Here is a 26,413-nt window from a genome sequence, read left to right as displayed (position 1 = left end):
GGCCTTGGGCAAGAGCATAAAGTGGAGCTGTGGATCCTATGCTCATTGGTCTGGTCGCCGGCCTTGTAGGCCTGGCGCTTGGCACGTTCGGCGTGCTTGCGTTCCGGGTCAGCGAGAAGCAGCGCGAGCTGCTGGAGGTTGATGCCGGTGAACCCGCGCTGCCGGACGGTGCGGCAGAGGTGCTGGCCGTCGTCGGGCGTGCCTTCGTGGTGCTGGACGACGTCGACGGCGTTGTCCGCGCCAGCCCGGCTGCCTACGCCTACGGCCTGGTCCGCGGCCACACGGTGGTCCACAAGGAACTCCTGGACATGACGGCGGGCGTCCGGCGGGACGGCGTCATCCTGGAGAAGCAGCTGGAGCTGCCGCGTGGCCCGCTGGGGCAGGGGACCATCATCGTGCAGGTCCGGGCAGCCATGCTTGGTGAGGAATACATCCTGCTCCTTGCAGATGACCGGACCGAGATTACCCGCACGGAAGAGATCCGCAACGACTTCGTCGCCAACGTCTCGCATGAGCTGAAGACGCCCGTTGGCGCGATCTCCCTGCTGGCTGAGGCGCTCGAATCTTCCGCGGACGACGAAGAAGCCGTGCGCAGGTTCGCCAAGCGGATGCATAAGGAATCAGCCCGCCTCGCCGCGCTGGTCCAGGACATCATCGAACTGTCCCGGCTGCAGGGCGCCAGTGTGACGCAGCAAGGCGGCCCCGTGGACATCAACGCGGTCATCGCCGAGGCCGTCGACCGGTCGCAGCTGCCCGCCGAAAGCAAGAACATCAGCATTGTGGTGGGCGGCCGCACCGAGGGCAAGGTCTTCGGCGACCAGGACCTGCTGGTCACGGCGCTGCGCAACCTCATCGACAACGCCATCCGGTATTCGCCCGCGAACACCAGGGTAGGCATTGGCGTGCGTTCCAGGGAGGGCCTGGTGTCCATCTCGGTGACAGACCAGGGGGACGGGCTCACGCCCGAGGACCAGGAACGCGTCTTCGAGCGCTTCTACCGTGTGGATGCCGCCCGTTCACGACAGACCGGCGGCACCGGCCTGGGCCTGAGCATCGTCAAGCACGTGGCATCTAACCATGGCGGCGAGGTAACGCTCTGGTCCCAGCCCGGCCAAGGGTCAACTTTCACGCTGCGGCTTCCCGAGATGGAGGGACAGGACGGCGACCGTCCTGTCCCCGACGCACCGGCACTGGCGTCGGCGCGGGAGGCAGCAGGCCGGCCGACTCTCACCCAAGTACCCCGCGCCGCCGGCGCAACAGAACGAGGAGCTAGCGCTTGAGCAGGATTTTGATTGTGGAGGACGAGGAGTCATTCAGCGATCCCTTGTCCTATTTGCTGGGCAAGGAAGGGTTCGAGGTTGAGGTGGTGGACAACGGCCTCGACGCGATCACCGAGTTTGACCGCAACGGTGCCGACCTGGTTCTGCTGGACCTGCAGCTGCCCGGACTGTCCGGCACCGAGGTGTGCCGCCAGCTCCGCCAACGTTCCAGCGTTCCGGTGATCATGCTGACAGCCAAGGACTCCGAGATCGACAAAGTGGTGGGCCTGGAGCTCGGTGCGGACGACTACGTCACCAAGCCCTATTCCTCCCGCGAACTGGTGGCCCGCGTCAGGGCGGTCTTGCGGCGCCAGGGGGAACCGGAGGAACTGATTTCCGCGACGGTCCAGGCCGGCCCGGTCCGGATGGACATCGAACGGCACGTGGTCAGCGTGGACGGCGAGCAGGTCCTGCTGCCGCTGAAGGAATTTGAGCTCCTGGAGATGCTCCTGCGCAACTCGGGGCGGGTCCTGACCCGTGGGCAGCTGATTGACCGGGTCTGGGGCTCGGACTACGTTGGCGACACCAAGACCCTTGATGTCCATGTGAAGCGCCTCCGCGGCAAGATCGAACCCGATCCCTCCGCCCCCCGCTTCCTGGTCACCGTTCGCGGCCTCGGCTACAAGTTCGAACCCTAGGCAGCCTGGCGGCCACCGGACGTCCGGCGCAACTCAGGAGGGAACAGTAAAGGGAGGGCCGAGCGGCCCTCCCTTTACTGTGCCTTCCGTCCTGCCGTGCCCCGGCGGGCCCGGACTAGTGGCTGGCGGTTGCGGTGGCCGTTGCGCTCGGAGTTGCGCCGGACGTTGCGCTGGCGCTGGAGCCGGCGGACGACGACGGCGTGGCCGACGGGCTGGCGGACGGCACGTAGTCCTTGTATTCCTTCAGGGTGGCATCCAGGACGGGAACCTTGACCGTGTTGGAGACGTTGGTGCCGTTCTCGGTGATCTTGAGGTCCACCATCGACCCCGGCTTGCCGCCGGTGGTGCTCAGGATGGCCTGGTCAGTGTTTTCGTTGAGGAGCGTGTAGGAGTTCGCCTTCACCGGAACCTCCGTCTGCGAGCCCTTGGCGCCATTGACGGTGAGCTTCACGTCCTTGGAAGAGGAGTTGTAAACGGCGCCGATCAGGCGCCCGGGCTCGTCTTCGCCACTGGAGACGATGAGCATGTTCCGCAGCTGCAGCGGGCCGAGGTCTGCACGGATGCCATCCGAGGCGGAGTACTGGTGGCTGGTCTGCTGGGGCGTGATGTAACCACAGCCCGCAGTCAGCAGGCTGACGCCAATGGCAGCAGCCGTCAGTGCCAGTTTGCCGCGCTGGGCCCGGTTCATCGCAGTGGAACGCACGTCACGTACTCCTCGAGAAATTTGAAGTCTTTTTCAGCCATAGCCTATCCGCAAACGGGGTCAAACGAGGATTCGGGGCCGTCACATCGACTGTGGGAACGCTCACCTGATGCACTAATATCCTCATCCGTCAAGGGGGTGGAGGAGGTGGATTGGGGCGATTTTCCGCGTATTTTCGCGGTTGGAAGCCCTTTCTCCGACCGGTCATATGCCTGAATCGTGATAAACTGGTCTGCGGGAAAGGGGAAATGTCCACATGGTATTTGAGGTCGGCGAGACAGTAGTTTACCCTCACCACGGTGCTGCGAAGATTGAAGAAATCAAGATGCGCACCATCAAGGGCGAAGAGAAAATGTATCTCAAGCTCAAGGTGGCTCAGGGTGATCTGACCATTGAAGTTCCAGCAGAAAACGTTGATCTTGTTGGGGTTCGGGACGTAGTGGGCAAGGAAGGCCTGGAGCACGTGTTTGATGTGCTTCGCGCCGAGTTCACCGAGGAACCCACCAACTGGTCACGCAGGTACAAGGCAAATCTGGAGAAGCTTGCTTCCGGTGACGTCATCAAGGTGGCGGAGGTCGTTCGCGACCTGTGGCGCCGGGATCACGACCGGGGCCTTTCCGCAGGCGAGAAGCGAATGCTGGCCAAGGCCCGCCAAATTCTGATTTCAGAACTGGCGCTGGCTGAAAAGACCGACGAGGAGAAGGCAGCAAGCGTTCTCGACGAGGTCCTGGCTTCCTAAGAATTTAGCCCCGGCAGCACTGATGTGCCGCCGGGGCTTCTTTTTGCCCCGAGCCCGGCAGCGCCCGGGGCATGTCGGGGCCGCACCGGCGTCGTAGGCTAGTCCGCATGAGTGAATCAACGCCCCTGGTCACGGGAGTCATCGTGGTGGCCGCCGGTTCCGGGCAACGGCTCGGCTACGGCATGCCCAAAGCGGCTGTGCCGCTCGGGGGCGAGCCGATCCTGATGCATGCCCTGCGGGGTATCGTCGCCTCCGGTGTCGCAAGCCAGGTATGCGTGGTGCTCCCGGCAGGAGACGAGGGCTTGCGCCGCCTCTGCGGCGACTTCCGGGAGGAACTGGCCGACGGCGGTCCCCTCCTGACCCTGGTGGACGGCGGCGCCACCCGCGCCGACTCCGTCCGCGCCGGTATGGCTGCCCTAATGGACGGCACGGAAGCCGTGCTGGTCCACGATGCTGCCCGGGCGCTGACCCCCGAGTCCGTCTTCCACCGCGTATCAGAAGCCCTTGCCGCGGGCGCTGCCGCGGTTATCCCCGTGCTTCACGTCGTGGACACGGTCAAGACCGTTGCCGCTACCTCGGGGGAGGACAGCGTGTTCGCACCGGAGGTGGTCACCGGAACAGCCCGGCGCGAGGAACTGCGGGCCGTGCAGACCCCCCAAGGATTCACACTCAATACCCTGGTGCAGGCACACCAGGCCGCGCAGGGGCTGGACCAGCAGCAATCGGCGGCCGTCACCGACGACGCCATGCTTGTGGAGATGCTGGGTACACCGGTCTACGCTGTCCGCGGTTCAACCCAGTCCCTCAAGATCACCACGCCGCTTGACCTGATCTTTGCCGAAGGCCTCCTCGAGGGCCCCCTCGGTGCCCGGTGGGTGGAAGGATGAGCGCGGACATGATCCTCCCGCGGACCGGAGTGGGAATCGACGTCCATGCCTACGCCGGCCAGGACGAGGGCCGCCCGTTGTGGCTGGGCGGACTCCTCTGGCCCGGCGAACGCGGCCTCGCCGGACACTCTGACGCCGACCCCGTCGCCCACGCCGCGGCGGACGCGCTGTTCTCCGCCGCCGGCATCGGCGACCTTGGCACCCACTTCGGTACCGACCGCCCGGAATTCGCCGGCGCGTCCGGGGTGACCCTGCTCGCGGAGGCTGCTCGGATAGTCCGGGCCGCGGGTTTCGAGATCGGCAATATCGCCGTGCAATTCGTGGCCAACCGGCCCAAATTCGGTCCGCGCCGGGAAGAGGCGCAGGAAGTCCTCACCGCCGCCGCCGGTGCGCCGGTGAGCGTGACTGCCACCACCAGCGACGGCCTGGGATTCACCGGCCGGGGCGAGGGTATCTCCGCAGTGGCCACCGCATTGGTGTACCCGCGGCCCCGGGAAACCATCGGCTAGTCTGGAGCGGTGACCCTGCGCTTCTATGACACTGCCTCCGCCGAAGTCCGGAATTTCATCCCCATCGTCGAGGGCAAGGCCAGCCTCTACTACTGCGGGGCCACGGTGCAGGGAATGCCGCACGTTGGCCACATCCGCTCCGCCATCGCCTTCGACCAGCTGACGCGCTGGCTGCAGTTCAGGGGCCTGCGCGTCACGGTTGTCCGCAACGTCACGGACATTGACGACAAGATCCTCGCCAAGTCCGAGGCTTCCTTCGCGCCGGCGTTCAGCCCCGAGCCGGGAGAAGTGCCGCGCGAGGAATGGTGGGCCCTGGCGTACCGCTACGAGCAGGAATTCCTGAAGGCCTACGACACCCTGGGCGTCTCACGCCCCACGTACGAGCCCCGGGCCACCGGGCACATCCCTGAGATGCATGCCCTGATCCAGCAGCTCATCGAGCGCGGCCACGCCTATCCCGCCTTGGACGATTCCGGGGACGTGTACTTCGATGTCCGCTCGTGGAATAAGTACGGCGCCCTCACCCGGCAAAACATCGATGACATGCAGGCAGCGCCCGACGCCGACCCCCGCGGCAAGAAGGATCCCCGCGACTTTGCGCTGTGGAAGGGTTCCAAGGCAGGAGAGCCGGCCACCGCCAGCTGGGCCTCGCCCTGGGGCGCAGGACGGCCCGGCTGGCACCTTGAGTGCTCGGCCATGGTCACCAAATACCTGGGCACCGCGTTCGACATCCACGGCGGAGGCCTGGACCTGCGCTTCCCGCACCACGAAAACGAGATGGCGCAGTCACAGGCGGCAGGACACCCGTTCGCCAACTTCTGGATGCACAACGGCATGGTGACGTACCAGGGCGAAAAGATGTCCAAGTCCATTGGCAACACCATCAGCCCCACGGAAATGCTGGAACTCGCATCCCCCCGGGTTGTCCGCTATTACCTCGGCCAGGCCCATTACCGCTCCGTCCTGGACTACCGGCCCACGTCGCTGCAGGAAGCCGCTGCCGCCGTCGAACGCGTTGATGGGTTCCTGGCGAAGGCCGTGGCGCGCTTCGGTACTGACGCCGGCCTCCTGGTGGCCGGCTCCGGTTCCGGGAGTGATGCACTGGTCACTTTTTCCGCCGCGATGGACGACGACCTGAACGTCCCGCGTGCCCTGGCGGCGCTGCACGAGACCGTGCGGGCCGGAAATACCGCCCTGGCGGACGGCGACGACGATGCTGCCCGCACGGCGATGGACGCCGTCGTCACCATGACCGATGTCCTGGGGCTCAACGCCGTTGCCGGCTCCGAAAAGGCCAGTACCCGGGAAGCCGAGGCCCTGGGCGTCCTGGTGGAGGCGCAGCTCGCTGCCCGCGCCGCTGCCCGCGCCGCCAAGGACTGGGCGGCATCCGACGCAATCCGGGACACCCTCAACCAGGCCGGAGTCGTCGTGGAAGACGGCCCGGACGGTGCCACCTGGAGCCTCAAGCGGGACTGAGCAGCCACTGCGCCTGAGCCACCCACAGCCCGCAGCGCGTCGATTTTTCTTCGGTCAGTAGACTGGTAGGCAGACTCAGTCAGCACAATCAAGGGTGGAACATCATGGCCAACAATGGTCGCCGATCGGTTAAAGCGAAGAAGGGCCCAACCATCGGAACCGGTGGCCATGGCCGCAAGGCCCTCGAAGGCAAGGGGCCCACGCCCAAAGCCGAGGACCGTCCGTACCACAAGGCGCACAAAGCCAAGCAGCTTTCCGAGCGGTCCGCTGCCAAGCGCGGAACGGGCGCCCGCAGTGCCGGTGCCGCCAAGTCCGGTCCCAAGGGCCGCGCCACCGAGGAAGTGGTTACCGGCCGCAACTCCGTGGTTGAAGCGCTCCGCGCCGGCATCCCCGCGAAGGCCCTGCACGTGGCCATCCGAATCGAGATGGACGACCGCGTCAAGGAGTCCCTGAAACTCGCCGCCGAACGCGGCATCCCGCTGCTCGAAACCGGCAAGCCCGAGCTGGACCGCATGACCGACGACGCAGTGCACCAGGGCCTGGTGCTCCAGATTCCGCCGTACGAATACCAGGACGCCTACGAGCTGGCTGAGGAAACGCTGGAGAAGTGGAAGAAGGGGCACGTCAGCAACGCGCCACTCTTCGTCGCTCTTGACGGCATCACCGATCCCCGGAACCTGGGTGCGATCATCCGTTCCGTCTCCGCTTTCAGCGGCCACGGCGTCATCGTGCCCGAGCGCCGTTCCGTAGGTGTCACGGCCTCCGCCTGGAAGACCAGCGCCGGCGCGGCCGTCCGCGTCCCGGTTGCGCGCGCCTCCAACCTGAACAACGCCCTGAAGCAGTTCAAGGGCATGGGCATTTTCGTGCTGGGGCTCGACGGCGACGGCGACGTCTCGCTGCCCGACCTCACCCTGGCCACCGAGCCTGTGTGCATCGTGGTGGGCTCCGAGGGGAAGGGCTTGAGCCGCCTGGTCCGGGAAAACTGCGACCAGATCGTCTCCATCCCGATCGACTCCGCCATGGAGTCACTCAACGCCTCCATGGCAGTGGGCATCTCGTTGTACGAGGTCTCACGCCAGCGCGCGGCGGGGTAGTGGTCCAGCGCCCGTCATGCGTGTGCACGTTTCCTTGCGGCGCAGGGGCACAGGGGCAGGTCAACTGCCGCAGGCGGCTATTATCTAGGTGATGGTCATGCCGCTTTTCGACACCGCATCCACCATGGACGCCTCCTCGGCGGTTCCCCTCGGTGTCAGTGTTCCGCGCGTTGATTCGGGCGGAACGCGCCACCACGCCGGCGGCCGCGCCAACGTTGCCTGTTTCGCCCCGTCCGTGACCAGCCTGGATATTGTCTACTGCCCTCCGGGCGGCCAGTGGCGGTCCCGGACCCTGCCAAACGTGGTGCGCGGCGTCCACCACGGCATCGTCGAGGACCTGCCGTACGGATCGCGGTACGGGTTCCGCCCATCCGCTGACCGCCGGCCCTTGCCGCCGTATGCTCCTGCGGTCCTTGGGGACGACGCCGGGAACCCGCCCTTGCTGCTGGACCCGTACGGCCGGGGAGTAGAACAGAAGGACGGCGTCCTGGCTACTGTCCGCACCGCTCCCGACTTCGATTGGGGGGCGGACGAACGGCCGGCCCTGCCGTGGCGTAACACCATCCTCTATGAAGCCCATGTCCGGGGCCAGAGCAAGCTTCACCCCGACGTGCCCGAAGAACTGAGGGGCACCTACGCCGGCATGGCCCACCCGGCCGTGCTGGAGCACCTCACCAGCCTGGGCGTCACCGCCGTGCAGCTGCTCCCCGTGCATTTCCACCTTGATGAGCCGCACCTGCAGGATTTGGGGCTTACCAACTACTGGGGCTACAACACCGCCGCTTTCTTTGCCCTGCACCCCGGCTACGCCACCCGTGCTGCCCGGGAAGCGGGCCCGCAGGCTGTCCAGGACGAATTCAAGGACATGGTCAAGGCCATGCACGCCGCCGGGCTCGAAGTCATCCTCGACGTCGTCTACAACCACACGGCGGAGGGCACCCAAGATGGTCCGGTCCTGAACTTCCGCGGCCTTGGGGAGCAGGCGTACTACCGGATGGACAGCCACGGAAAGTACGTGGACACCACCGGGTGCGGCAACACCTTGAACTTTGGCGAACCGCACGTGGTCCAGATGGTGGTCGATTCGCTGCGGTACTGGGTGGACGAGTTCCACGTTGACGGTTTCCGGTTCGACCTTGCCGTCACCCTCTGCCGGAACGCTGCGAACGAGTTCGACCCCAACCACCCGTTCCTCACCACCATCGCTGCGGATCCCGTCCTTTCCGGAGTCAAGCTGATCGCTGAGCCGTGGGACATTGGCGACGGCGGCTGGCAGACCGGGCGGTTCCCGTCGAGGTGGGTGGACTGGAACGACCACTTCCGGGACGCCGTGCGGACCTTCTGGCTGGCAGACCGTGCAGCCATGGATGCCGGCGGGGACGGCGGAACCATGGCCAGGCTCGCCGATTCGTTGTCCGGTTCTGCCGGCCTCTTCCAGGCATCGGGCCGCTCGCGTTTGGCGTCGGTCAATTTCGTTACCGCCCACGACGGCTTCACCATGAACGACCTCGTCTCCTTCGACCGGAAGCACAACGAGGACAACGGTGAGGAGAACCGGGACGGTCACGGAGACAACCGCAGCTACAACCACGGGGTGGAGGGGCCCACCGAGAACGGCCTGATCCTGGCCAAGCGCGCGCAGTCCCGCCGCAACCTCATGGCGACGCTGATGGTTTCGCTCGGAGTCCCCATGATTACGGCCGGCGACGAGTTGGCCAGGACGCAGCAGGGAAACAACAACGCCTACTGCCAGGACAGCCCCATGACCTGGCTTGACTGGACGTTGACTCCGGAGGCGCACGAAATGCTGCGCAGCACCAAGCGGTTCATCCGGTTGCGCAAAGAGTTCCTGGCCGCCCAGCCCCACGATTTTCCCGTCCGCGACGAACAGTCCTACCTGTACTGGTTTGACCAGCACGGCCAGCCCATGTCCGCCGAGCGGTGGAACGATCCGCACCACCGCGTCCTGCAGCTTCTGCTGGGGGATGACGGCGGTGCCCTCGCCGGCCTGGTAGTGGTGAACGGCGGCGCCACGGATGTTCAGATCACGCTGCCGGACCTTGGGCGGGCAACACCGAGCCTCTTCGAGCTGCGCCTGACCACATCGCCCCTCCACGAGCAGCGGCAGGGCATTCGGGTTGCCTCCGGCGAGACCGACCTTGCAGAGGCCAATTCCATCAGCATTTACCGCACCTAGACCCAGTACAACCGGCCGGCAGGTACACCCTAATGCGCAACCGCTCCATGTTTCCCTTGCTCCTTATCGCCCTGGTGGTGCTGACGCTGGTGGCGTTCGGCGGGGCTGGGGTGTTGGGCGGGCAGGCAGAACGCACGACGCCGGGAACGGCTTCCGGCCCCACCCCTCCTCCCGGCGGCGCGGGTACGCCGGCACCGGAAAAGAGCGCGGCGGCACACCGGACAGCCAACCCGTCCGGCATGGCGGAAATCCGTGAATCCACGCTCCCGGTGGAAGGACGCCGTGTCCTGGCGCTGATCCGTGCGGGCGGCCCGTATCAGTTCAGCCAGGACGACCAGGTGTTTGGCAACTTTGAGCGCGTGCTGCCCGCCCGGGACCGGGGCTACTACCGCGAGTACACGGTTCCAACTCCTGGCGAACCGGACCGGGGCGCACGGCGGATCGTGGCCGGCAACGGCGGGGAGAAATACTACACCGGAGACCACTACCAAACGTTCAAGTACATAGCGGAAGGCAGCTAGGACACCTATGAGAATCTTTTCCGGCGATACCTGGACCCTCGAAGAGCTGGAGGAGCAGGTAGCCGCCGCCGGCCGCCGCAGCGTGGTGGTCCCGCCGGCCGACAGCAAACGCGCTGTCCTTGAAACCTTCGGCGAGGTCCTGGGCTTCGCTGAGCATTACGGCGTGAACCTTGATGCGCTGAACGATTCGCTCCACGACTTCGCCGACAGCATCACGGACAACGGCAATCCGCCGGTGACCGTCCTCTGGCAGGTTGCCGCCCTGTTCCGCAGCGAGAGGGCATTCGGCATTATCTGCGAAATCCTGCAGGACGCCGAACGGTACGCCGGCACCGACCTCGCCGTCACGGCCGTCTTCCTGTAGGCAGGCGTCAGGCGTTGACGATCAGGCCGAGTTCCGCTTTCGAGGCCAGCGCCTCGTGCCGGGGCAGCACCCGGACCGTGTAGCCGAACGGTCCGGAGCGATCTATCAGCAGTGAGCCGCTGAACAGGTGGCGGCCACTGCCGAGATCCTCCTTCACCTGGAGTTCCATCATGGTGATGTCCGCCAGGGCGTCGTTCTCCTCGGCCCGTCCGTAAGCCACCTCAACGCAGACATCCTCCGGGGTCAGGGCGTTCAGTGCCACGTAGGCATTGACCTGGAGGGTGTCACCGATCTGCGGATCCTCGGACACGCCCACCGAATCCACATGCTCCACGTGGACCTGGGGCCAGGCGCCGCGAACCTTGGCACACCAAGCCGCCAGGGCCCGGGCCTGCGAGTATGAATTCGCGGTGGCGCTGCGGCCCGCGTCCGCCGCCGGGCGGTACAGGATGTTCACGTAGTCCCGGAGCATCCGCTCGGCGGAGACGGCCGGGCCCAGGTGCGAGAGGGTGTGTTTGATCATGGACACCCAGTGCGTTGGCACCTTCTCGCTCGGGGTGGTGGAGGGACCTGCAGCCCCCGCACCCTCGGACACCGTGCTCCCGTAGAAGCGCGGCGCCACCTGCGTTTCAAGCAGCTCGTACAGCGCGGCCGCCTCGATGTCGTCACGCTCTTCCGGGGACGCGTCGTTATTGGCCGTCGGGATCGCCCAGCCGTTCTCGCCGTCGTACATCTCATCCCACCAGCCATCCAGGACGGACAGGTTCAGGGACCCGTTCAAGGCGGCCTTCATGCCGGACGTACCGCAGGCCTCCAAGGGCCGCAGCGGGTTGTTCAGCCAGACGTCGCAGCCCGGGAACAGCGTCCGTGCCATCGCGATGTCGTAGTTGGGCAGGAACGCGATGCGGTGCCGGACCTCGGGGTCGTCCGTGAAACGCACCAGGTCCTGGATCATCTTCTTGCCGGCGTCATCGGCCGGGTGGGACTTTCCGGCAATGACCAACTGGATGGGGTGGTCCTTGTGCAGCAGGAGCGCCTTCAGCCGGGCAGGTTCGCGCAGCATCAGGGTCAGGCGTTTGTACGTGGGCACCCGGCGGGCGAACCCGATGGTGAGCACGTCCGGGTCCAGGACGTTGTCAGTCCAGCCCAGTTCGGCGTCGGCCGCGCCGCGCTTCTTCCACGCGGCCCGGAGCCGGCGGCGGACGTCTTCCACCAGTGCCGCCCTCATTTCGCGGCGCAGCGCCCAGACGTCGGCGTCGCTGACGTTGTACGCGAGGTCCCAGCGCCCGTTGGCTTCGGCCTGGCTGCCGAACTGGTCGCGGGCCAGCTTGGAGATCCTGCTGTCCACCCATGTGGGCACGTGGACGCCGTTGGTCACGGATGTGATGGGGACCTCGGAGTGGTCGAAGCCCGGCCACAGGGCGGAGAACATCCCGCGGGACACTTCGCCGTGGAGCTTGGCCACGCCATTGGCGCGCTGGGCCAGGCGCAGGCCCATGACGGCCATGTTGAAGACGGCGGGGTTCCCGTCGGCGTAGTTCTCCCGGCCCAGTTCCAGGACCCTGTCCAACGGGACGGCGGGTGCCAGGCCGGCCTGGAAGAAGTGGCTGATCTGGGCAATCTCGAACCTGTCAATGCCCGCGGGGACCGGTGTGTGCGTGGTGAACACCGTGGAGGCGCGGCCTGCGGCCAACGCTTCGTCGAACGTCAGCGCCTGTTCCCCGGACATCAGTTCCTGGATGCGTTCAATCCCGAGGAACCCCGCGTGTCCTTCGTTGGTGTGGAACACCTCCGGGGCAGGGGAGCCCGTCAGCTTCTGGAACGCGCGCAGGGCCTTGACCCCGCCCATGCCCAGCAAGAGTTCCTGCTGCAGTCGGTGGTCACCGCCTCCGCCGTACAGCCGGTCGGTGATGCTTCGCGCGGCGTCGTCGTTACCGGGCACGTTGGAGTCCAGCAAGAGCAGGGGAACGCGTCCGACGTCGGCACGCCAGATGTGCGCCAGGAGGCGCCGCCCGTTGGGCAGGGGGAGCGATACCTCCAGGGCCTTTCCGTTGCCGTCAGGGGAAGGCTCGCGGAGCAGCGTGAGGGGCAGCCCGTCGGGATCCAGGACCGGGTAGGTCTCCTGCTGCCAGGCATCGCGGGAGAGCGACTGCTTGAAATAGCCGGCTTGGTACAGCAGGCCAACACCGACCAGCGGGACACCCAGGTCCGACGCGGCTTTGAGGTGGTCGCCCGCCAGGATGCCCAGGCCGCCCGAGTACTGGGGGAGCACCTCGGTGATGCCGAATTCAGGAGAGAAGTAGGCGATGGAGGCGGGCGCGTCCGGGCCCAGGCCCTGGTACCACCGCGGCTCCTCAAGGTACCGGTCAAGGTCGTCCTCGGCCGCGCGGACCCGGTCCACCACCGACTGGTCTGCGGCGAGCCGCTGGAACTCCTCCCGGCTGACCATCCCCAGGAAACCGTTGGGGTCCTGCCCGCTTTCCTCCCACAGGCGCGGGTTGAGCCCGGCGAAGAGCTCGCGCGTGGGGCGGTGCCAGGACCACCGCAAATTGCTGGCCAACCGGGCCAGCGGCCGAATGGGCTCGGGGAGGACTGTACGGACCGTAAACCTGCGGATTGCCTTCACCTGCGCCACACTAACCGACAACATGCCGGGCCGGAACCAGCTTTGGGTTTCTTTTGGGTAAATGACAGGGGCGTGAAGAAATTGGGCAGCGGCGCGAGGGATTTTAGGGAGCAGCCTTAGCAATCCTGGGCATTTCTCGCTAACGTCGAGGCTGTGACGACTAACTCAGGAACCAGTGCCGCATCCACCAAAATGCCCCAGCGCCGCATAACCGAGGGTCTGCGGTTCGGGCGTTTTCCCATCACCAATGTGCAGCCCGTCGTCGACGGCGGAAAGGTACCCGCCAAAGCCCTGCCCGGCGAGGCCATCGTTGTGGGGGCCACCGCCTTCCGGGAGGGCCATGACCAGTTGGGCGTCAGCGCGGTGCTCCTTGACCCATCGGGTGCCGAGCGGCAGCGTGTCCGGCTCGCGCCGCCGCGCGGGGTACGCGGCATGGGGACCGACCGCTGGGAAGGGGTCCTCACGCCGTCGGAAACGGGCGACTGGTCCTTCGCCATCGAAGCCTGGCACGACCGCTACGGAACCTGGCACCACAACGCAGAGGTGAAGATCGACGCCGGCATCGACGTCGAACTCATGCTCGCCGAGGGTGCCAAGCTTCTGGGCGAAGCGTCAGCGGAAGACTTCCGGGATGAGGTGGACCAGGCAGCCCTCCGGCACGCCTCGGAAGTCCTGGCCGACCAGTCCCGCAGCACCGAGGAACGGCTCGCGGCCGGATTCGGCCAGGAAATCGCGGACATCGTTGCCCGCCAGCCCATCCGCGAACTGGTCACCGTTTCGGAGAAGTTCCCCCTGCTGGTGGAGCGGGACCGGGCCGGCCGGGGCGCCTGGTACGAGTTCTTCCCACGGTCCGAAGGTGCCGTCAAGGACCACAACACCGGTGCCTGGACATCCGGGAACTTCCGGACGGCGGCCCGGCGCCTCGACGCCGTTGCGGCCATGGGCTTCGACGTCATCTACATGCCCCCGATCCACCCCATCGGTGTCCAGCACCGCAAGGGACCCAACAACACCCTCGTGGCCGGCCCCAACGACCCCGGCTCGCCCTGGGCCATCGGCGCCAAGGAGGGCGGCCACGACGCCATCCACCCCGATCTTGGTTCCTTCGAGGACTTCGACGCCTTCGTGGGCCGCGCCAGTGAGCTTGGCCTGGAAGTTGCGCTGGACCTCGCACTGCAGGCGGCCCCGGACCACCCGTGGGTGCAATCGAACCCGGAATGGTTCACCACCCGGGTGGACGGCAGCATCGCCTACGCGGAAAACCCGCCAAAGAAGTACCAGGACATATATCCGCTCAATTTCGACAATGACCCGGAAGGGCTTTCCCGCGAAATTCTCCGGATTGTGCTGCTGTGGGTCAGCCACGGGGTAAAGATTTTCCGGGTGGATAACCCGCACACCAAACCCGTGTGGTTCTGGGAATGGCTAATTGCCGAGGTGAATAAAACCGTTCCCGGCGTCGTATTCCTCGCCGAAGCGTTTACCAGGCCCGCCATGATGCACGCCCTGGGCAGGGCAGGCTTCCAGCAGTCATACACCTACTTCACCTGGCGCAACACCAAGAAGGAGATCGAGGCTTACTTCGACGAAGTCAGCCATGAATCCCCGGCGTTCTTCCGCCCCAACTTCTTCGTGAACACCCCGGATATCCTCACCGAATACCTCCAGTACGGGGGACCGGCTGCATTCCGGATCCGGGCGGTCCTTGCCTCCACGGGAAGCCCGCTGTGGGGCGTCTACGCCGGCTATGAGCTGTACGAACACGTTGCCCGGCCCGGAGCCGAGGAGTACATCGACAACGAAAAGTTCGAATACAAGGCCCGCGACTGGGACGCCGCCGCGGAGTCCGGGCGCACCATGGCGCCGTATATCACCCGGCTGAACCACATCCGGCGTGACCACCCGGCGCTCATGGACTTGCAAAACCTGACGGTGCACCAAAGCACGGATGAGTCGACAGTGGTCTACTCCAAGCACAAGACCCTTCCCGACGGGTCCAAAGACACGCTCATCGTAGTGGTCAACGTGGATCCGCACGTCACCAAGGAGTGCAGCGTGGCCCTGGACCTGGCAGCCCTGGAACTGGATCCGCAGGACCTCACCCCGGGCGGCGGCTTCTACGTGGACGACCTGATCTCCGGCCAAAGCTGGGAGTGGGGCGAGTACAACTACGTGCGCCTCGACCCGCACGTGGAGCCGGCCCACATCCTGAGCGTGAGGAGAATGCATTCGTGAGTTTCAATCCGCAAAGTTCCGGCCACTTCACCCCCAAGAGCACGTTCGAGCTAAATGCGCCTGGCCTTCAGCATGACCCCCTGTGGTACCGCAAGGCCGTGTTCTACGAGGTACTGGTCAGGGCCTTTGCGGATGCCAACGGCGATGGGTCCGGAGACTTCTCCGGACTCATTGACCGGCTGGACTACCTGCAGTGGCTCGGCGTCGACTGCCTCTGGCTTCCCCCGTTCTTCCAGTCACCGCTGCGGGACGGCGGCTACGACATCTCGGACTACAACTCCGTGCTGGACGAATTCGGCACCATCAGCGATTTCAAGCGGCTCGTGGCGGAAGCCCATGCCCGCGGCGTCCGGGTCATCATCGACCTGCCGCTGAACCACACCTCTGACCAGCATCCTTGGTTCCAGGAATCCCGGAAAGACCCCGACGGTCCCTTCGGTGACTTCTATGTCTGGAGCGACACGGACGAGAAGTACCAGGACGCCCGCATCATCTTCGTCGACACGGAGGAATCGAACTGGACGTTCGATCCCATCCGGCGGCAGTTCTTCTGGCACCGGTTCTTCAGCCACCAGCCGGACCTGAATTTCGAAAACCCCAAGGTCACCGAAGCCGTCTTCGATGTGGTCCGGTTCTGGCTGGACCAGGGAATCGACGGGTTCCGGGCAGACGCCATCCCCTACCTCTTCGAGGAAGAGGGCACCAACTGCGAGAACCTTCCCGCCACCCACGAGTTCCTCCGCCAATTGCGGGCCATGGTGGACGACAGCTACCCCGGCCGGGTGATCATCGCCGAGGCAAACCAGCCGCCCACCGAGGTGGTGGAGTACTTCGGGACGGAGGAGGAACCCGAATGCCACATGGCGTTCCACTTCCCGATCATGCCGCGGCTCTACTACGCCCTCCGGGACCAGAAGGCCGCGCCCATCATTCAAACCATGCGCGACACCCCGGACATCCCCGCCGGCGCCCAGTGGGGGACGTTCCTGCGCAACCACGATGAGTTGACGCTGGAGATGGTCACCGCCGATGAGCGCGCGGCGATGCTGGGCTGGTACGCGCCGGACCCCCGCATGCGCGCCAACATCGGGATCCGGCGCCGGCTGGCACCGCTGCTCGATAATTCCCGGGCCGAAATCGAGCTGATCAACGCACTCCTGCTCTCGCTTCCGGGGAGTCCGTTCCTCTACTACGGCGACGAGATTGGCATGGGGGACAACATCTGGCTTGAGGACCGCGACGCCGTCCGAACCCCCATGCAATGGAACCCGGACCGGAACGCCGGGTTCTCGCACGCCGATCCCGGCAAGCTCTATCTGCCGCCCATCCAGTCGCTGGTGTACAACTACAGCATGGCCAACGTCGAAGCCGAGGCCGCCCACTCAGGGTCCCTGCTGCGCTGGACACGGCAAATCCTCAGCGTGCGCAAGAACCACCCGGCGTTCGGCCTTGGCGGGTTCAAACACGTGGAAGCGGACCATGATGCCGTCCTGGCGTACCTGCGCGAATTGCCGGCCAACAACCAGACCGGCGCCGCGGCCGAAACCATCTTGTGCGCCTTCAACCTCTCCCAACATCCCGTGGCCGTCAAACTGGCCATTCCCGAGTATGCGGGGAGGGGGCTGCGCGATGTTTTTGGCGGCCAACCGTTCCCGGGTATCGGCGATGACGGAAGCCTCACGCTGACCATCGGGAGCCATGACTTCTTCTGGCTCCGGATGCGTACGGCGGGATCCAACCCGTCGTCGCCATACACCCAGGCCATGCCCATCCTGTCGATAGAGAACTGAGATGAACCAGCCAATCCTCACTCCCGCCCTGACCGCGCTGCTCAAGGAATGGCTGCCGCAGCAGCGTTGGTTCCCCGTCAAGACTCCCGACTTCGCCATGGCCCAAGTGGGCAGCCTGGGCCTGGAGGACCCCACAGGCCGCGCCGCGCTTGCCGTGTTCCTCCTGAATGTCATCACGGACGGGCCCGACGGCGGCCGGCGGACCACCGTGGTCCAGGTGCCGTTGAGCTTCCGTCCGGCCCCGGCGGGTGGCATGGAACGCGCGCTCGTGGGCGAGGCAGCAGGAACCGACCCGTCCCGCCCGTGGGTCTACGACGCCGTGCACGACCCCGATTTCGTTGGCGCCTGGCTCGAGCTCATCCGGCAGGAGGACAAGGCAGCAAGCGGGTCGGCCACCGGATACCGCGTGGAGGGGCCATACCGCCTTCCCACCGCCAAAGGCGTGGTGAAAGTGCTGTCCGGAGAGCAGTCCAACAGCTCCGTCATTGTGGACGACGGCGAGTCCGCCGCGATGGTGAAATTCTTCCGGGTGCTGTCGGACGGGACAAACCCTGAAATCGAAGTCGGGGCGGCGCTGACCACTGCCGGAACCCCCGAAGTGCCTGCAACCCTCGGCTGGGTCCGTGGAGAGTGGCTCGGCCATGGAAAACCCGTCCAGGGCGAGCTTGCGGTGGCCCACGAATTCCTCGCCGGCGGCCGGGATGCCTGGCGGCTGGCAGTGGATGCCGCCCGGCAAGGCGGCGATTTCACGGCGGAAGCCCGGGCCCTCGGTGCGGCCACAGCCAACGTGCACCGGCGGCTGGCGGAGGCGCTGGGACAGACAGCTGCGCCCGACGCCGGCAAGGCTATTGGGCCCGCTGTAGCCCAGCGCGTCCGCAGCGCCTGGACGGAAGCCCGCGCCGCCGTCGGACCTTATGACGACGCGCTGGAAGCCCTCCTGGCAGGCCTTGACGGGGCGCCCACCGGTCTCCTGCAACGTATCCATGGCGACCTCCACCTTGGCCAAATCCTGCAGGTCGCCGGGCAATCCGGCGGCCAATCCCGGTGGGCCATCCTCGATTTCGAGGGCGAACCGCTGCGGCCCATTGCCGAACGGAACGTCCCCGACGTGCCGCTTCGCGACGTCGTGGGAATGCTGCGGTCCTTCGACTATGCAGCCGGAGCGGCCCGGCGCGAGCAGGAGGGCGCCCAGGTCCCGGACACCTGGGTGGATGACTGCGCGGACGCGTTCCTTGAAGGGTACGGAGCCGTCATTCCCGGCACGGTGGACCGGACCTCGCCCCTGTTTGTGGCATTGTGGCTGGACAAGGCGCTGTATGAAGTTGTTTATGAAATGCGTAACAGGCCCGACTGGCTGGCGATCCCCGTGAATGCCGCCAGACGGCTCCTGAGCGGTAACGGCACCGGCGATCAGGCCGGCGCAGCATCGGAAGGTAACAAAATGACAGGCTCAGCACGAACTGACCGCCCGGGGGTGCCGCTGCACGTGGACGAAGGCACCCTGGGCAAGATCGCAAACGGTGAACACCACGCGCCCCATTCCGTCCTTGGCGCGCACCTGGACGATTACGGGCACGTCACCGTCCGGACGGTCAAGCACTTGGCTGAAGCAGTCAGTGTCGTCACCCCGGCCGGCGAAGTTCCCATGGAACACGAGGCCCACGGCGTATGGGTGGGCGTCCTGGAGCCGCTGCAGCAGGGTCATGTTCCCGACTACCGGCTCTCAGTCACGTACCCGGGCAAGGATCCAGTGACCGTGGATGAGCCCTACCGCTACCTGCCGACCGTAGGCGAAGTGGACCTGCACCTCATTGGCGAGGGCCGGCACGAGAAGCTCTGGGAGGTTCTCGGCGCCCACGTCCAGCACTACAAGTCCTCGCTTGGGGACGTCAACGGTGTCTCCTTTGCCGTGTGGGCTCCCAACGCACAGGCCGTCCGCGTCAAGGGTGACTTCAACGCCTGGGACGGACGTGAGAACTCCATGCGCTCACTGGGATCATCCGGGGTTTGGGAAGTCTTTATTCCAGGTGTGGCAGCAGGTGCCTGCTACAAATTCGAGATCCTGACCCGCGGCGGATACTGGGTGGAAAAAGCCGATCCCCTGGCGTTCGGCACCGAAGTTCCTCCGCTCACGGCCTCCCGGGTGGTGGAACCGTCCTACGCCTTCAAGGATGACGAGTGGATGGAAGCGCGCGCCCAGCGCGACCCGCACAACTCGGCCATGAGCGTCTACGAAGTCCACCTCGGATCCTGGCGCCTGGGACTTGGCTACCGGGAACTCGCCAAGGAACTGGTGGAATACGTCAAATGGCTGGGTTTCACACATGTGGAGTTCATGCCGGTGGCGGAACACCCGTTCGGTGGCTCATGGGGCTACCAGGTCACGTCCTATTTTGCGCCGACCTCCAGGTTCGGCCACCCCGACGAGTTCCGCTACCTGGTGGACACGCTCCACCAGGCGGGAATCGGCGTGCTGCTGGACTGGGTACCCGCACACTTCCCGAAGGACGCCTGGGCGCTGGCCCGGTTCGACGGCGAACCCCTCTATGAGCACTCCGACCCGGCCCTCGGGGAACACCCGGACTGGGGGACGCTCATCTTTGACTTTGGCCGCACGGAGGTCCGGAACTTCCTGGTGGCGAACGCCCTCTACTGGCTGGACGAGTTCCACATTGACGGCCTGCGCGTGGACGCGGTGGCCTCCATGCTGTACCTCGACTACTCCCGGCAGGAAGGCCAGTGGCGGCCCAACCGCTTCGGGGGCAGGGAAAACCTCGAAGCCATCTCCTTCCTGCAGGAAGTCAACGCCACGGTCTATAAGACCCACCCGGGTGCGGTCATGATCGCGGAAGAGTCCACCGCTTTTCCTGGGGTCACCGCCCCCACCAGCCACGGAGGCCTTGGGTTCGGCCTGAAGTGGAACATGGGCTGGATGCACGATTCCCTGAAGTACATCTCGGAGGACCCTTACAACCGCCGGTGGCACCACGGCACGGTGACGTTCTCCTTGGTTTATGCGTTCACGGAGAATTTCCTCCTTCCCATCAGCCACGACGAAGTTGTCCATGGCAAAGGCTCCATGCTCCGCAAGATGCCTGGCGACCGCTGGCAGCAGCTGGCCAACCTCCGCGCGTTCTTTGCCTACCAGTGGGCCCACCCGGGCAAGCAGCTCATCTTCATGGGTACCGAATTCGGCCAGGAGGCGGAGTGGTCGGAACAGCACGGCCTGGACTGGTGGCTGGCAGACATCCCCGCGCACAAGGGCCTGCAACTGCTGACCAAGGACCTCAACGAGCTGTACAAGTCAACGCCGGCGCTCTACACCCAGGACAACGTGCCGGCCGGATTCCAATGGATCAACGGGGGAGACACCGACCGTAACGTCCTCTCGTTCATCAGGTGGGGCACCGACGGCGAGCCTATCGTCTGTGCCATCAACTTCTCCGGGGGCCCGCATGTTGGCTACACCTTGGGCGTTCCTTCCGCCGGCGCCTGGACCGAGGTCCTCAATACCGACCACAGCAGTTATGGCGGATCCGGCGTCCTCAACAGTGGCGAACTGACCGCCACTGCCGAAGGACAGGACGGGCAGCCGGCCACCCTGACGGTGACGCTGCCTCCGCTGGGCGCGTCCTACTTCAAGCCCGGAGCACCTGCCTCGGCCTGACCAGCCCCGGCATGTCTCCCCATTGAGCGGGAAGAGCCCGGAATCCGCCAGGATTCCGGGCTCTTCTGCGCCGGGGCATCGCCCTGGGAGCACGGCGGGGGCAAGCTTTCCAGGCCGACTGGCGATCCCGAAAGAGTGGTGGTAGAGTTTATTTCCGCGCTGCTCCACGGAGTCAGGCGGACAACCGATCCCCCAAGCTTATGCTGAGGATGGTCGTGGACGCCGATTTGACACGCTGGAAGTCAGCCGGTAAGTTTGGAAAGTTGCTCCGGAGCGATCTGCGGCCCTGTTGGGTTGTGGTGGTGCTGGGTGTGTCTGTTGTTTGAGAACTCAATAGTGTGCCAAGTTTGTTGATACCAATTGTTTTATTGATTGGTTGTTTTGGCTGTGTCGCCACCCCGTGGTGGCATGGTTTTTACAGCTGGTTTCAAATTTTGTGCAGTCGTGGTTGCCGTTATTTCCGGTGGTCGTGGTTGTGTCTGTTTTACTTCAACGGAGAGTTTGATCCTGGCTCAGGATGAACGCTGGCGGCGTGCTTAACACATGCAAGTCGAACGATGAAGGGAGCTTGCTCCTGGATTAGTGGCGAACGGGTGAGTAACACGTGAGTAACCTGCCCTTGACTCTGGGATAAGCCTGGGAAACTGGGTCTAATACCGGATATGACCTTCCATCGCATGGTGGTTGGTGGAAAGCTTTTGTGGTTTTGGATGGACTCGCGGCCTATCAGCTTGTTGGTGGGGTAATGGCCTACCAAGGCGACGACGGGTAGCCGGCCTGAGAGGGTGACCGGCCACACTGGGACTGAGACACGGCCCAGACTCCTACGGGAGGCAGCAGTGGGGAATATTGCACAATGGGCGCAAGCCTGATGCAGCGACGCCGCGTGAGGGATGACGGCCTTCGGGTTGTAAACCTCTTTCAGTAGGGAAGAAGCGAAAGTGACGGTACCTGCAGAAGAAGCGCCGGCTAACTACGTGCCAGCAGCCGCGGTAATACGTAGGGCGCAAGCGTTATCCGGAATTATTGGGCGTAAAGAGCTCGTAGGCGGTTTGTCGCGTCTGCCGTGAAAGTCCGGGGCTCAACTCCGGATCTGCGGTGGGTACGGGCAGACTAGAGTGATGTAGGGGAGACTGGAATTCCTGGTGTAGCGGTGAAATGCGCAGATATCAGGAGGAACACCGATGGCGAAGGCAGGTCTCTGGGCATTAACTGACGCTGAGGAGCGAAAGCATGGGGAGCGAACAGGATTAGATACCCTGGTAGTCCATGCCGTAAACGTTGGGCACTAGGTGTGGGGGACATTCCACGTTTTCCGCGCCGTAGCTAACGCATTAAGTGCCCCGCCTGGGGAGTACGGCCGCAAGGCTAAAACTCAAAGGAATTGACGGGGGCCCGCACAAGCGGCGGAGCATGCGGATTAATTCGATGCAACGCGAAGAACCTTACCAAGGCTTGACATGAACCGGAAACGCCTGGAAACAGGTGCCCCGCTTGCGGTCGGTTTACAGGTGGTGCATGGTTGTCGTCAGCTCGTGTCGTGAGATGTTGGGTTAAGTCCCGCAACGAGCGCAACCCTCGTTCTATGTTGCCAGCACGTGATGGTGGGGACTCATAGGAGACTGCCGGGGTCAACTCGGAGGAAGGTGGGGACGACGTCAAATCATCATGCCCCTTATGTCTTGGGCTTCACGCATGCTACAATGGCCGGTACAAAGGGTTGCGATACTGTGAGGTGGAGCTAATCCCAAAAAGCCGGTCTCAGTTCGGATTGGGGTCTGCAACTCGACCCCATGAAGTCGGAGTCGCTAGTAATCGCAGATCAGCAACGCTGCGGTGAATACGTTCCCGGGCCTTGTACACACCGCCCGTCAAGTCACGAAAGTTGGTAACACCCGAAGCCGGTGGCCTAACCCCTTGTGGGAGGGAGCTGTCGAAGGTGGGACTGGCGATTGGGACTAAGTCGTAACAAGGTAGCCGTACCGGAAGGTGCGGCTGGATCACCTCCTTTCTAAGGAGCACCTACAATGTTCTGCTGCTGACGCATGTTGGTGGTGGGGGTTGTCAGGAGTAAAGGCCCGTTTCACGGACGAGTGTTTCGTGGCGGGTGCTCAAGGGTGGAATATCAATGAATAGCGGCCGTGGTGTTTTCTTCTTCTCTAGTACGGGCCAGTGATGGTTCTGGAACGGTGGGTGGGGGATGGCGCGGTTTAGTGTTTGGCACACTGTTGGGTCCTGAGGCAACAGGACTGTTGGCGGCCTCCTTTGGTGGGGGTTGTTGGTGGGACTTTGTTTCTGGTTTCCTGGCTGCACCGATCATGCATGGTGGCTCCTTTGTTGTGGGCTTGTGTGTGGGGTGTGTGGTTTGGGGTTGTTGTTTGAGAACTACATAGTGGACGCGAGCATCTTGTATAAGAAGCAATTTCCAAGAATATGAACCTGGATCTGGCCGCATCTTTGGGTGTGGACGGTTTTCATGGTTCTCTCGAGAAATTTTTTTTGATCTTTGTGGTCAAGTTTTTAAGAGCACACGGTGGATGCCTTGGCATTAGGAGCCGAAGAAGGACGTAGGAATCTGCGATAAGCCTGGGGGAGTCGATAACCGGACTGTGATCCCAGGGTGTCCGAATGGGGAAACCCCGCCAAGCGCGCGAGTGACTTGGTGACCCGTACCTGAACACATAGGGTGCGTGGGGGGAACGCGGGGAAGTGAAACATCTCAGTACCCGCAGGAAGAGAAAACAATAGTGATTCCGTTAGTAGTGGCGAGCGAACGCGGATCAGGCTAAACCGTTCCATGTGTGATAGCCGGCGGGCGTTGCATGGTCGGGGTTGTGGGACTTTCCATACCAGTTCTGCCGGGCTGGTGGGGTGTGATGTGCGCGCATAGGTGAACGGTTTTGAAAGGCCGGCCAGAGAGGGTGTTAGTCCCGTAACCGTAATGTGTTTGTGCCGCCTGTGAGAGTATCCCAAGTAGTACGGGGCCCGAGAAATCCCGTGCGAATCTGTCAGGACCACCTGATAAGCCTAAATACTCCCTAATGACCGATAGCGGACCAGTACCGTGAGGGAAAGGTGAAAAGTACCCCGGGAGGGGAGTGAAACAGTACCTGAAACCGTGTGCTTACAATCCGTCGGAGCCAGTCTGATTCTGGTGACGGCGTGCCTTTTGAAGAATGAGCCTGCGAGTTAGTGTTACGTCGCGAGGTTAACCCGTGTGGGGCAGCCGTAGCGAAAGCGAGTCTGAATAGGGCGTTGCAGTGGCGTGATCTAGACCCGAAGCGAAGTGATCTACCCATGGCCAGGTTGAAGCGACGGTAAGACGTCGTGGAGGACCGAACCCACTTCAGTTGAAAATGGAGGGGATGAGCTGTGGGTAGGGGTGAAAGGCCAATCAAACTTCGTGATAGCTGGTTCTCCCCGAAATGCATTTAGGTGCAGCGTTGCGTGTTTCTTGCTGGAGGTAGAGCTACTGGATGGCTAATGGGCCCTACAAGGTTACTGACGTCAGCCAAACTCCGAATGCCGGTAAGTGAGAGCGCAGCAGTGAGACTGTGGGGGATAAGCTTCATAGTCGAGAGGGAAACAGCCCAGACCACCAACTAAGGCCCCTAAGCGTGTGCTAAGTGGGAAAGGATGTGGAGTTGCGAAGACAACCAGGAGGTTGGCTTAGAAGCAGCCACCCTTAAAAGAGTGCGTAATAGCTCACTGGTCAAGTGATTCCGCGCCGACAATGTAGCGGGGCTCAAGTACACCGCCGAAGTTGTGGCATTCAGACATGTACTAAGCCTTCGTGGTTCAGGTGTTTGGATGGGTAGGGGAGCGTCGTGTGGGCGGTGAAGTCGCGGTGTAAACCAGTGGTGGAGCCTACACGAGTGAGAATGCAGGCATGAGTAGCGAAAGACGGGTGAGAAACCCGTCCGCCGAATGATCAAGGGTTCCAGGGTCAAGCTAATCTGCCCTGGGTAAGTCGGGACCTAAGGCGAGGCCGACAGGCGTAGTCGATGGACAACGGGTTGATATTCCCGTACCGGCGAAAAACCGTCCATGTTGAACAGGGGATACTAACCGCCCGAGACCTGCCTGACACCCCTTGTGGGTGGAGGGTTTTGGTGGAGCGCGGGACCTGATCCTGGGAGGCAAGCGTATTAACAGGTGTGACGCAGGAAGGTAGCCGAGCCGGGCGATGGTTGTCCCGGTCTAAGGATGTAGGGCGAGTGGTAGGCAAATCCGCCACTCATGGTGCCTGAGATCTGATGGGACCCCCGTTTGGGGGGATTTGGTGATCCTATGCTGCCGAGAAAAGCATCGACGCGAGGTTTTAGCCGCCCGTACCCCAAACCGACACAGGTGATCAGGTAGAGAATACTAAGGCGATCGAGAGAATTATGGTTAAGGAACTCGGCAAAATGCCCCCGTAACTTCGGGAGAAGGGGGGCCCCAACCTTGAACGGTACTAGCGACCGGGAGGGGATCGGGGCCGCAGAGACCAGGGGGAAGCGACTGTTTACTAAAAACACAGGTCCGTGCGAAGTCGCAAGACGATGTATACGGACTGACTCCTGCCCGGTGCTGGAAGGTTAAGAGGACCGGTTAGCCGTAAGGCGAAGCTGAGAATTTAAGCCCCAGTAAACGGCGGTGGTAACTATAACCATCCTAAGGTAGCGAAATTCCTTGTCGGGTAAGTTCCGACCTGCACGAATGGAGTAACGACTTCCCCGCTGTCTCAACCATAAACTCGGCGAAATTGCAGTACGAGTAAAGATGCTCGTTACGCGCAGCAGGACGGAAAGACCCCGAGACCTTTACTATAGTTTGGTATTGGTGTTCGGAGTGGCTTGTGTAGGATAGGTGGGAGACGTTGAAGCCCGGACGCCAGTTCGGGTGGAGTCATCGTTGAAATACCACTCTGGTCACTTTGGACATCTAACTTCGGCCCGTAATCCGGGTCAGGGACAGTGCCTGATGGGTAGTTTAACTGGGGCGGTTGCCTCCTAAAAAGTAACGGAGGCGCCCAAAGGTTCCCTCAGCCTGGTTGGCAATCAGGTGTCGAGTGTAAGTGCACAAGGGAGCTTGACTGTGAGAGAGACATCTCGAGCAGGGACGAAAGTCGGGACTAGTGATCCGGCGGTACATTGTGGAATGGCCGTCGCTCAACGGATAAAAGGTACCTCGGGGATAACAGGCTGATCTTGCCCAAGAGTCCATATCGACGGCATGGTTTGGCACCTCGATGTCGGCTCGTCGCATCCTGGGGCTGGAGTAGGTCCCAAGGGTTGGGCTGTTCGCCCATTAAAGCGGTACGCGAGCTGGGTTTAGAACGTCGTGAGACAGTTCGGTCCCTATCCGCTGCGCGCGCAGGAAATTTGAGAAGGGCTGTCCTTAGTACGAGAGGACCGGGACGGACGAACCTCTGGTGTGTCAGTTGTACTGCCAAGTGCACCGCTGATTAGCTACGTTCGGATGGGATAACCGCTGAAAGCATCTAAGCGGGAAGCTCGCTTCGAGATGAGATTTCCATACACCCTCGGGTGTGAGAGGCCCCCAGCCAGACCACTGGGTTGATAGGCCGGATGTGGAAGCGAGGACTAACGACTCGTGAAGCTGACCGGTACTAATAGGCCAACAACTTACACCACACAGATACA

At 63.5% G+C, this 26,413-nt stretch carries 15 protein-coding genes and 2 rRNA genes; 15 read left to right on the top strand and 2 right to left on the bottom strand.

From position 1 onward, the window contains the following. Window positions 1-38: 38 nt before the first annotated feature. A complete protein-coding gene (locus QF050_RS00085; protein ID WP_308932060.1) occupies window positions 39-1,280 on the top strand; it encodes an ATP-binding protein in 1,242 nt (413 codons plus the stop codon). Further along, complete coding sequence (locus QF050_RS00080; protein WP_308928584.1) at window positions 1,277-1,957, top strand: response regulator transcription factor; 681 nt, start codon at window positions 1,277-1,279, stop codon at window positions 1,955-1,957. Before QF050_RS00085 ends, QF050_RS00080 begins: the two co-directional genes overlap by 4 nt. 115 nt (window positions 1,958-2,072) lie before the next feature. Here QF050_RS00080 and QF050_RS00075 read toward each other — a convergent pair whose 3' ends face one another. Next, window positions 2,073-2,645 (bottom strand): hypothetical protein, encoded by a 573-nt coding sequence (locus tag QF050_RS00075; protein WP_308932059.1) that lies wholly within the window; start codon window positions 2,643-2,645, stop codon window positions 2,073-2,075. 271 nt (window positions 2,646-2,916) lie between these two features. Here QF050_RS00075 and QF050_RS00070 point away from each other — a divergent pair, with 271 nt between their 5' ends. From QF050_RS00070 to QF050_RS00035, 8 genes are all read left to right on the top strand, one after another. Then, window positions 2,917-3,399, top strand: a complete 483-nt coding sequence (locus QF050_RS00070) for a CarD family transcriptional regulator (protein WP_011690592.1) — start codon at window positions 2,917-2,919, stop codon at window positions 3,397-3,399. 107 nt (window positions 3,400-3,506) lie between these two features. Beyond that, window positions 3,507-4,286, top strand: a complete 780-nt coding sequence (gene ispD, locus QF050_RS00065; RefSeq protein ID WP_308928583.1) for a 2-C-methyl-D-erythritol 4-phosphate cytidylyltransferase — start codon at window positions 3,507-3,509, stop codon at window positions 4,284-4,286. A gap of 8 nt (window positions 4,287-4,294) precedes the next feature. Then, window positions 4,295-4,795: a 2-C-methyl-D-erythritol 2,4-cyclodiphosphate synthase gene (ispF, locus tag QF050_RS00060; protein ID WP_308928582.1), complete on the top strand. Its 501-nt coding sequence runs from the start codon at window positions 4,295-4,297 to the stop codon at window positions 4,793-4,795. 9 nt (window positions 4,796-4,804) lie between these two features. Next, the gene (cysS, locus tag QF050_RS00055; RefSeq protein ID WP_308928581.1) at window positions 4,805-6,271 is read left to right on the top strand and encodes a cysteine--tRNA ligase; all 1,467 of its coding nucleotides are present in this window, start codon (window positions 4,805-4,807) and stop codon (window positions 6,269-6,271) included. A gap of 104 nt (window positions 6,272-6,375) precedes the next feature. Then, on the top strand, window positions 6,376-7,365 hold the full coding sequence (rlmB, locus tag QF050_RS00050) for a 23S rRNA (guanosine(2251)-2'-O)-methyltransferase RlmB (RefSeq protein ID WP_308928580.1): 990 nt from the start codon (window positions 6,376-6,378) through the stop codon (window positions 7,363-7,365). Between the two features lie 91 nt (window positions 7,366-7,456). Beyond that, window positions 7,457-9,562: a glycogen debranching protein GlgX gene (gene glgX / locus QF050_RS00045; RefSeq protein WP_308928579.1), complete on the top strand. Its 2,106-nt coding sequence runs from the start codon at window positions 7,457-7,459 to the stop codon at window positions 9,560-9,562. Between the two features lie 32 nt (window positions 9,563-9,594). Then, entirely contained in the window at window positions 9,595-10,083 is a 489-nt protein-coding gene (locus QF050_RS00040; RefSeq protein ID WP_308928578.1) for a ribonuclease domain-containing protein, read from the top strand. Between the two features lie 7 nt (window positions 10,084-10,090). Beyond that, complete coding sequence (locus QF050_RS00035; RefSeq protein WP_308928577.1) at window positions 10,091-10,447, top strand: barstar family protein; 357 nt, start codon at window positions 10,091-10,093, stop codon at window positions 10,445-10,447. 7 nt (window positions 10,448-10,454) lie between these two features. On the opposite strand, the gene glgP is transcribed toward QF050_RS00035, so the two are convergent. Further along, entirely contained in the window at window positions 10,455-13,073 is a 2,619-nt protein-coding gene (glgP, locus tag QF050_RS00030) for an alpha-glucan family phosphorylase (RefSeq protein WP_308928576.1), read from the bottom strand. A gap of 192 nt (window positions 13,074-13,265) precedes the next feature. On the opposite strand from glgP, the gene QF050_RS00025 reads away from it, so the two are divergent. From QF050_RS00025 to QF050_RS00005, 5 genes are all read left to right on the top strand, one after another. Beyond that, window positions 13,266-15,308, top strand: a complete 2,043-nt coding sequence (locus QF050_RS00025) for an alpha-1,4-glucan--maltose-1-phosphate maltosyltransferase (protein WP_308932058.1) — start codon at window positions 13,266-13,268, stop codon at window positions 15,306-15,308. Continuing rightward, window positions 15,305-17,098, top strand: coding sequence for a maltose alpha-D-glucosyltransferase (treS, locus tag QF050_RS00020; RefSeq protein WP_308928575.1), 1,794 nt, complete (start codon window positions 15,305-15,307; stop codon window positions 17,096-17,098). The genes QF050_RS00025 and treS overlap by 4 nt, the downstream gene beginning before the upstream one ends. 1 nt (window position 17,099) lies before the next feature. Beyond that, window positions 17,100-20,765 carry a 1,4-alpha-glucan branching enzyme gene (locus QF050_RS00015; RefSeq protein ID WP_308928574.1) on the top strand — a complete coding sequence of 1,222 codons (3,666 nt, stop codon included), beginning with the start codon at window positions 17,100-17,102 and terminating at the stop codon, window positions 20,763-20,765. Between the two features lie 489 nt (window positions 20,766-21,254). Continuing rightward, window positions 21,255-22,776 (top strand): 16S ribosomal RNA (locus tag QF050_RS00010). 499 nt (window positions 22,777-23,275) lie between these two features. After that, a 23S ribosomal RNA gene (locus QF050_RS00005) occupies window positions 23,276-26,404 on the top strand. Together the 16S and 23S rRNA genes form the textbook arrangement of a ribosomal RNA operon. Window positions 26,405-26,413 lie beyond the last annotated feature (9 nt).

The sequence above is a fragment of the Arthrobacter sp. SLBN-112 genome, from assembly GCF_030944625.1.
Classification (GTDB): Bacteria; Actinomycetota; Actinomycetes; order Actinomycetales; family Micrococcaceae; genus Arthrobacter.
The sequence above is the reverse complement of the archived record's forward strand: the minus strand, read 5'-3'. Positions and strand labels throughout refer to the sequence as shown.

Bases quoted from the DNA above. Each gene is read 5' to 3' on its own strand.
- QF050_RS00085 (WP_308932060.1), top strand. From the start codon at position 39: ATGCTCATTGGTCTGGTCGCCGGCCTTGTAGGCCTGGCGCTTGGCACG.
- QF050_RS00075 (WP_308932059.1), bottom strand. From the start codon at position 2,645: ATGAACCGGGCCCAGCGCGGCAAACTGGCACTGACGGCTGCTGCCATT.
- QF050_RS00070 (WP_011690592.1), top strand. From the start codon at position 2,917: ATGGTATTTGAGGTCGGCGAGACAGTAGTTTACCCTCACCACGGTGCT.
- ispD (WP_308928583.1), top strand. From the start codon at position 3,507: ATGAGTGAATCAACGCCCCTGGTCACGGGAGTCATCGTGGTGGCCGCC.
- ispF (WP_308928582.1), top strand. From the start codon at position 4,295: ATGATCCTCCCGCGGACCGGAGTGGGAATCGACGTCCATGCCTACGCC.
- rlmB (WP_308928580.1), top strand. From the start codon at position 6,376: ATGGCCAACAATGGTCGCCGATCGGTTAAAGCGAAGAAGGGCCCAACC.
- glgX (WP_308928579.1), top strand. From the start codon at position 7,457: ATGGTCATGCCGCTTTTCGACACCGCATCCACCATGGACGCCTCCTCG.
- QF050_RS00040 (WP_308928578.1), top strand. From the start codon at position 9,595: ATGCGCAACCGCTCCATGTTTCCCTTGCTCCTTATCGCCCTGGTGGTG.
- QF050_RS00035 (WP_308928577.1), top strand. From the start codon at position 10,091: ATGAGAATCTTTTCCGGCGATACCTGGACCCTCGAAGAGCTGGAGGAG.
- QF050_RS00025 (WP_308932058.1), top strand. From the start codon at position 13,266: ATGCCCCAGCGCCGCATAACCGAGGGTCTGCGGTTCGGGCGTTTTCCC.
- QF050_RS00015 (WP_308928574.1), top strand. From the start codon at position 17,100: ATGAACCAGCCAATCCTCACTCCCGCCCTGACCGCGCTGCTCAAGGAA.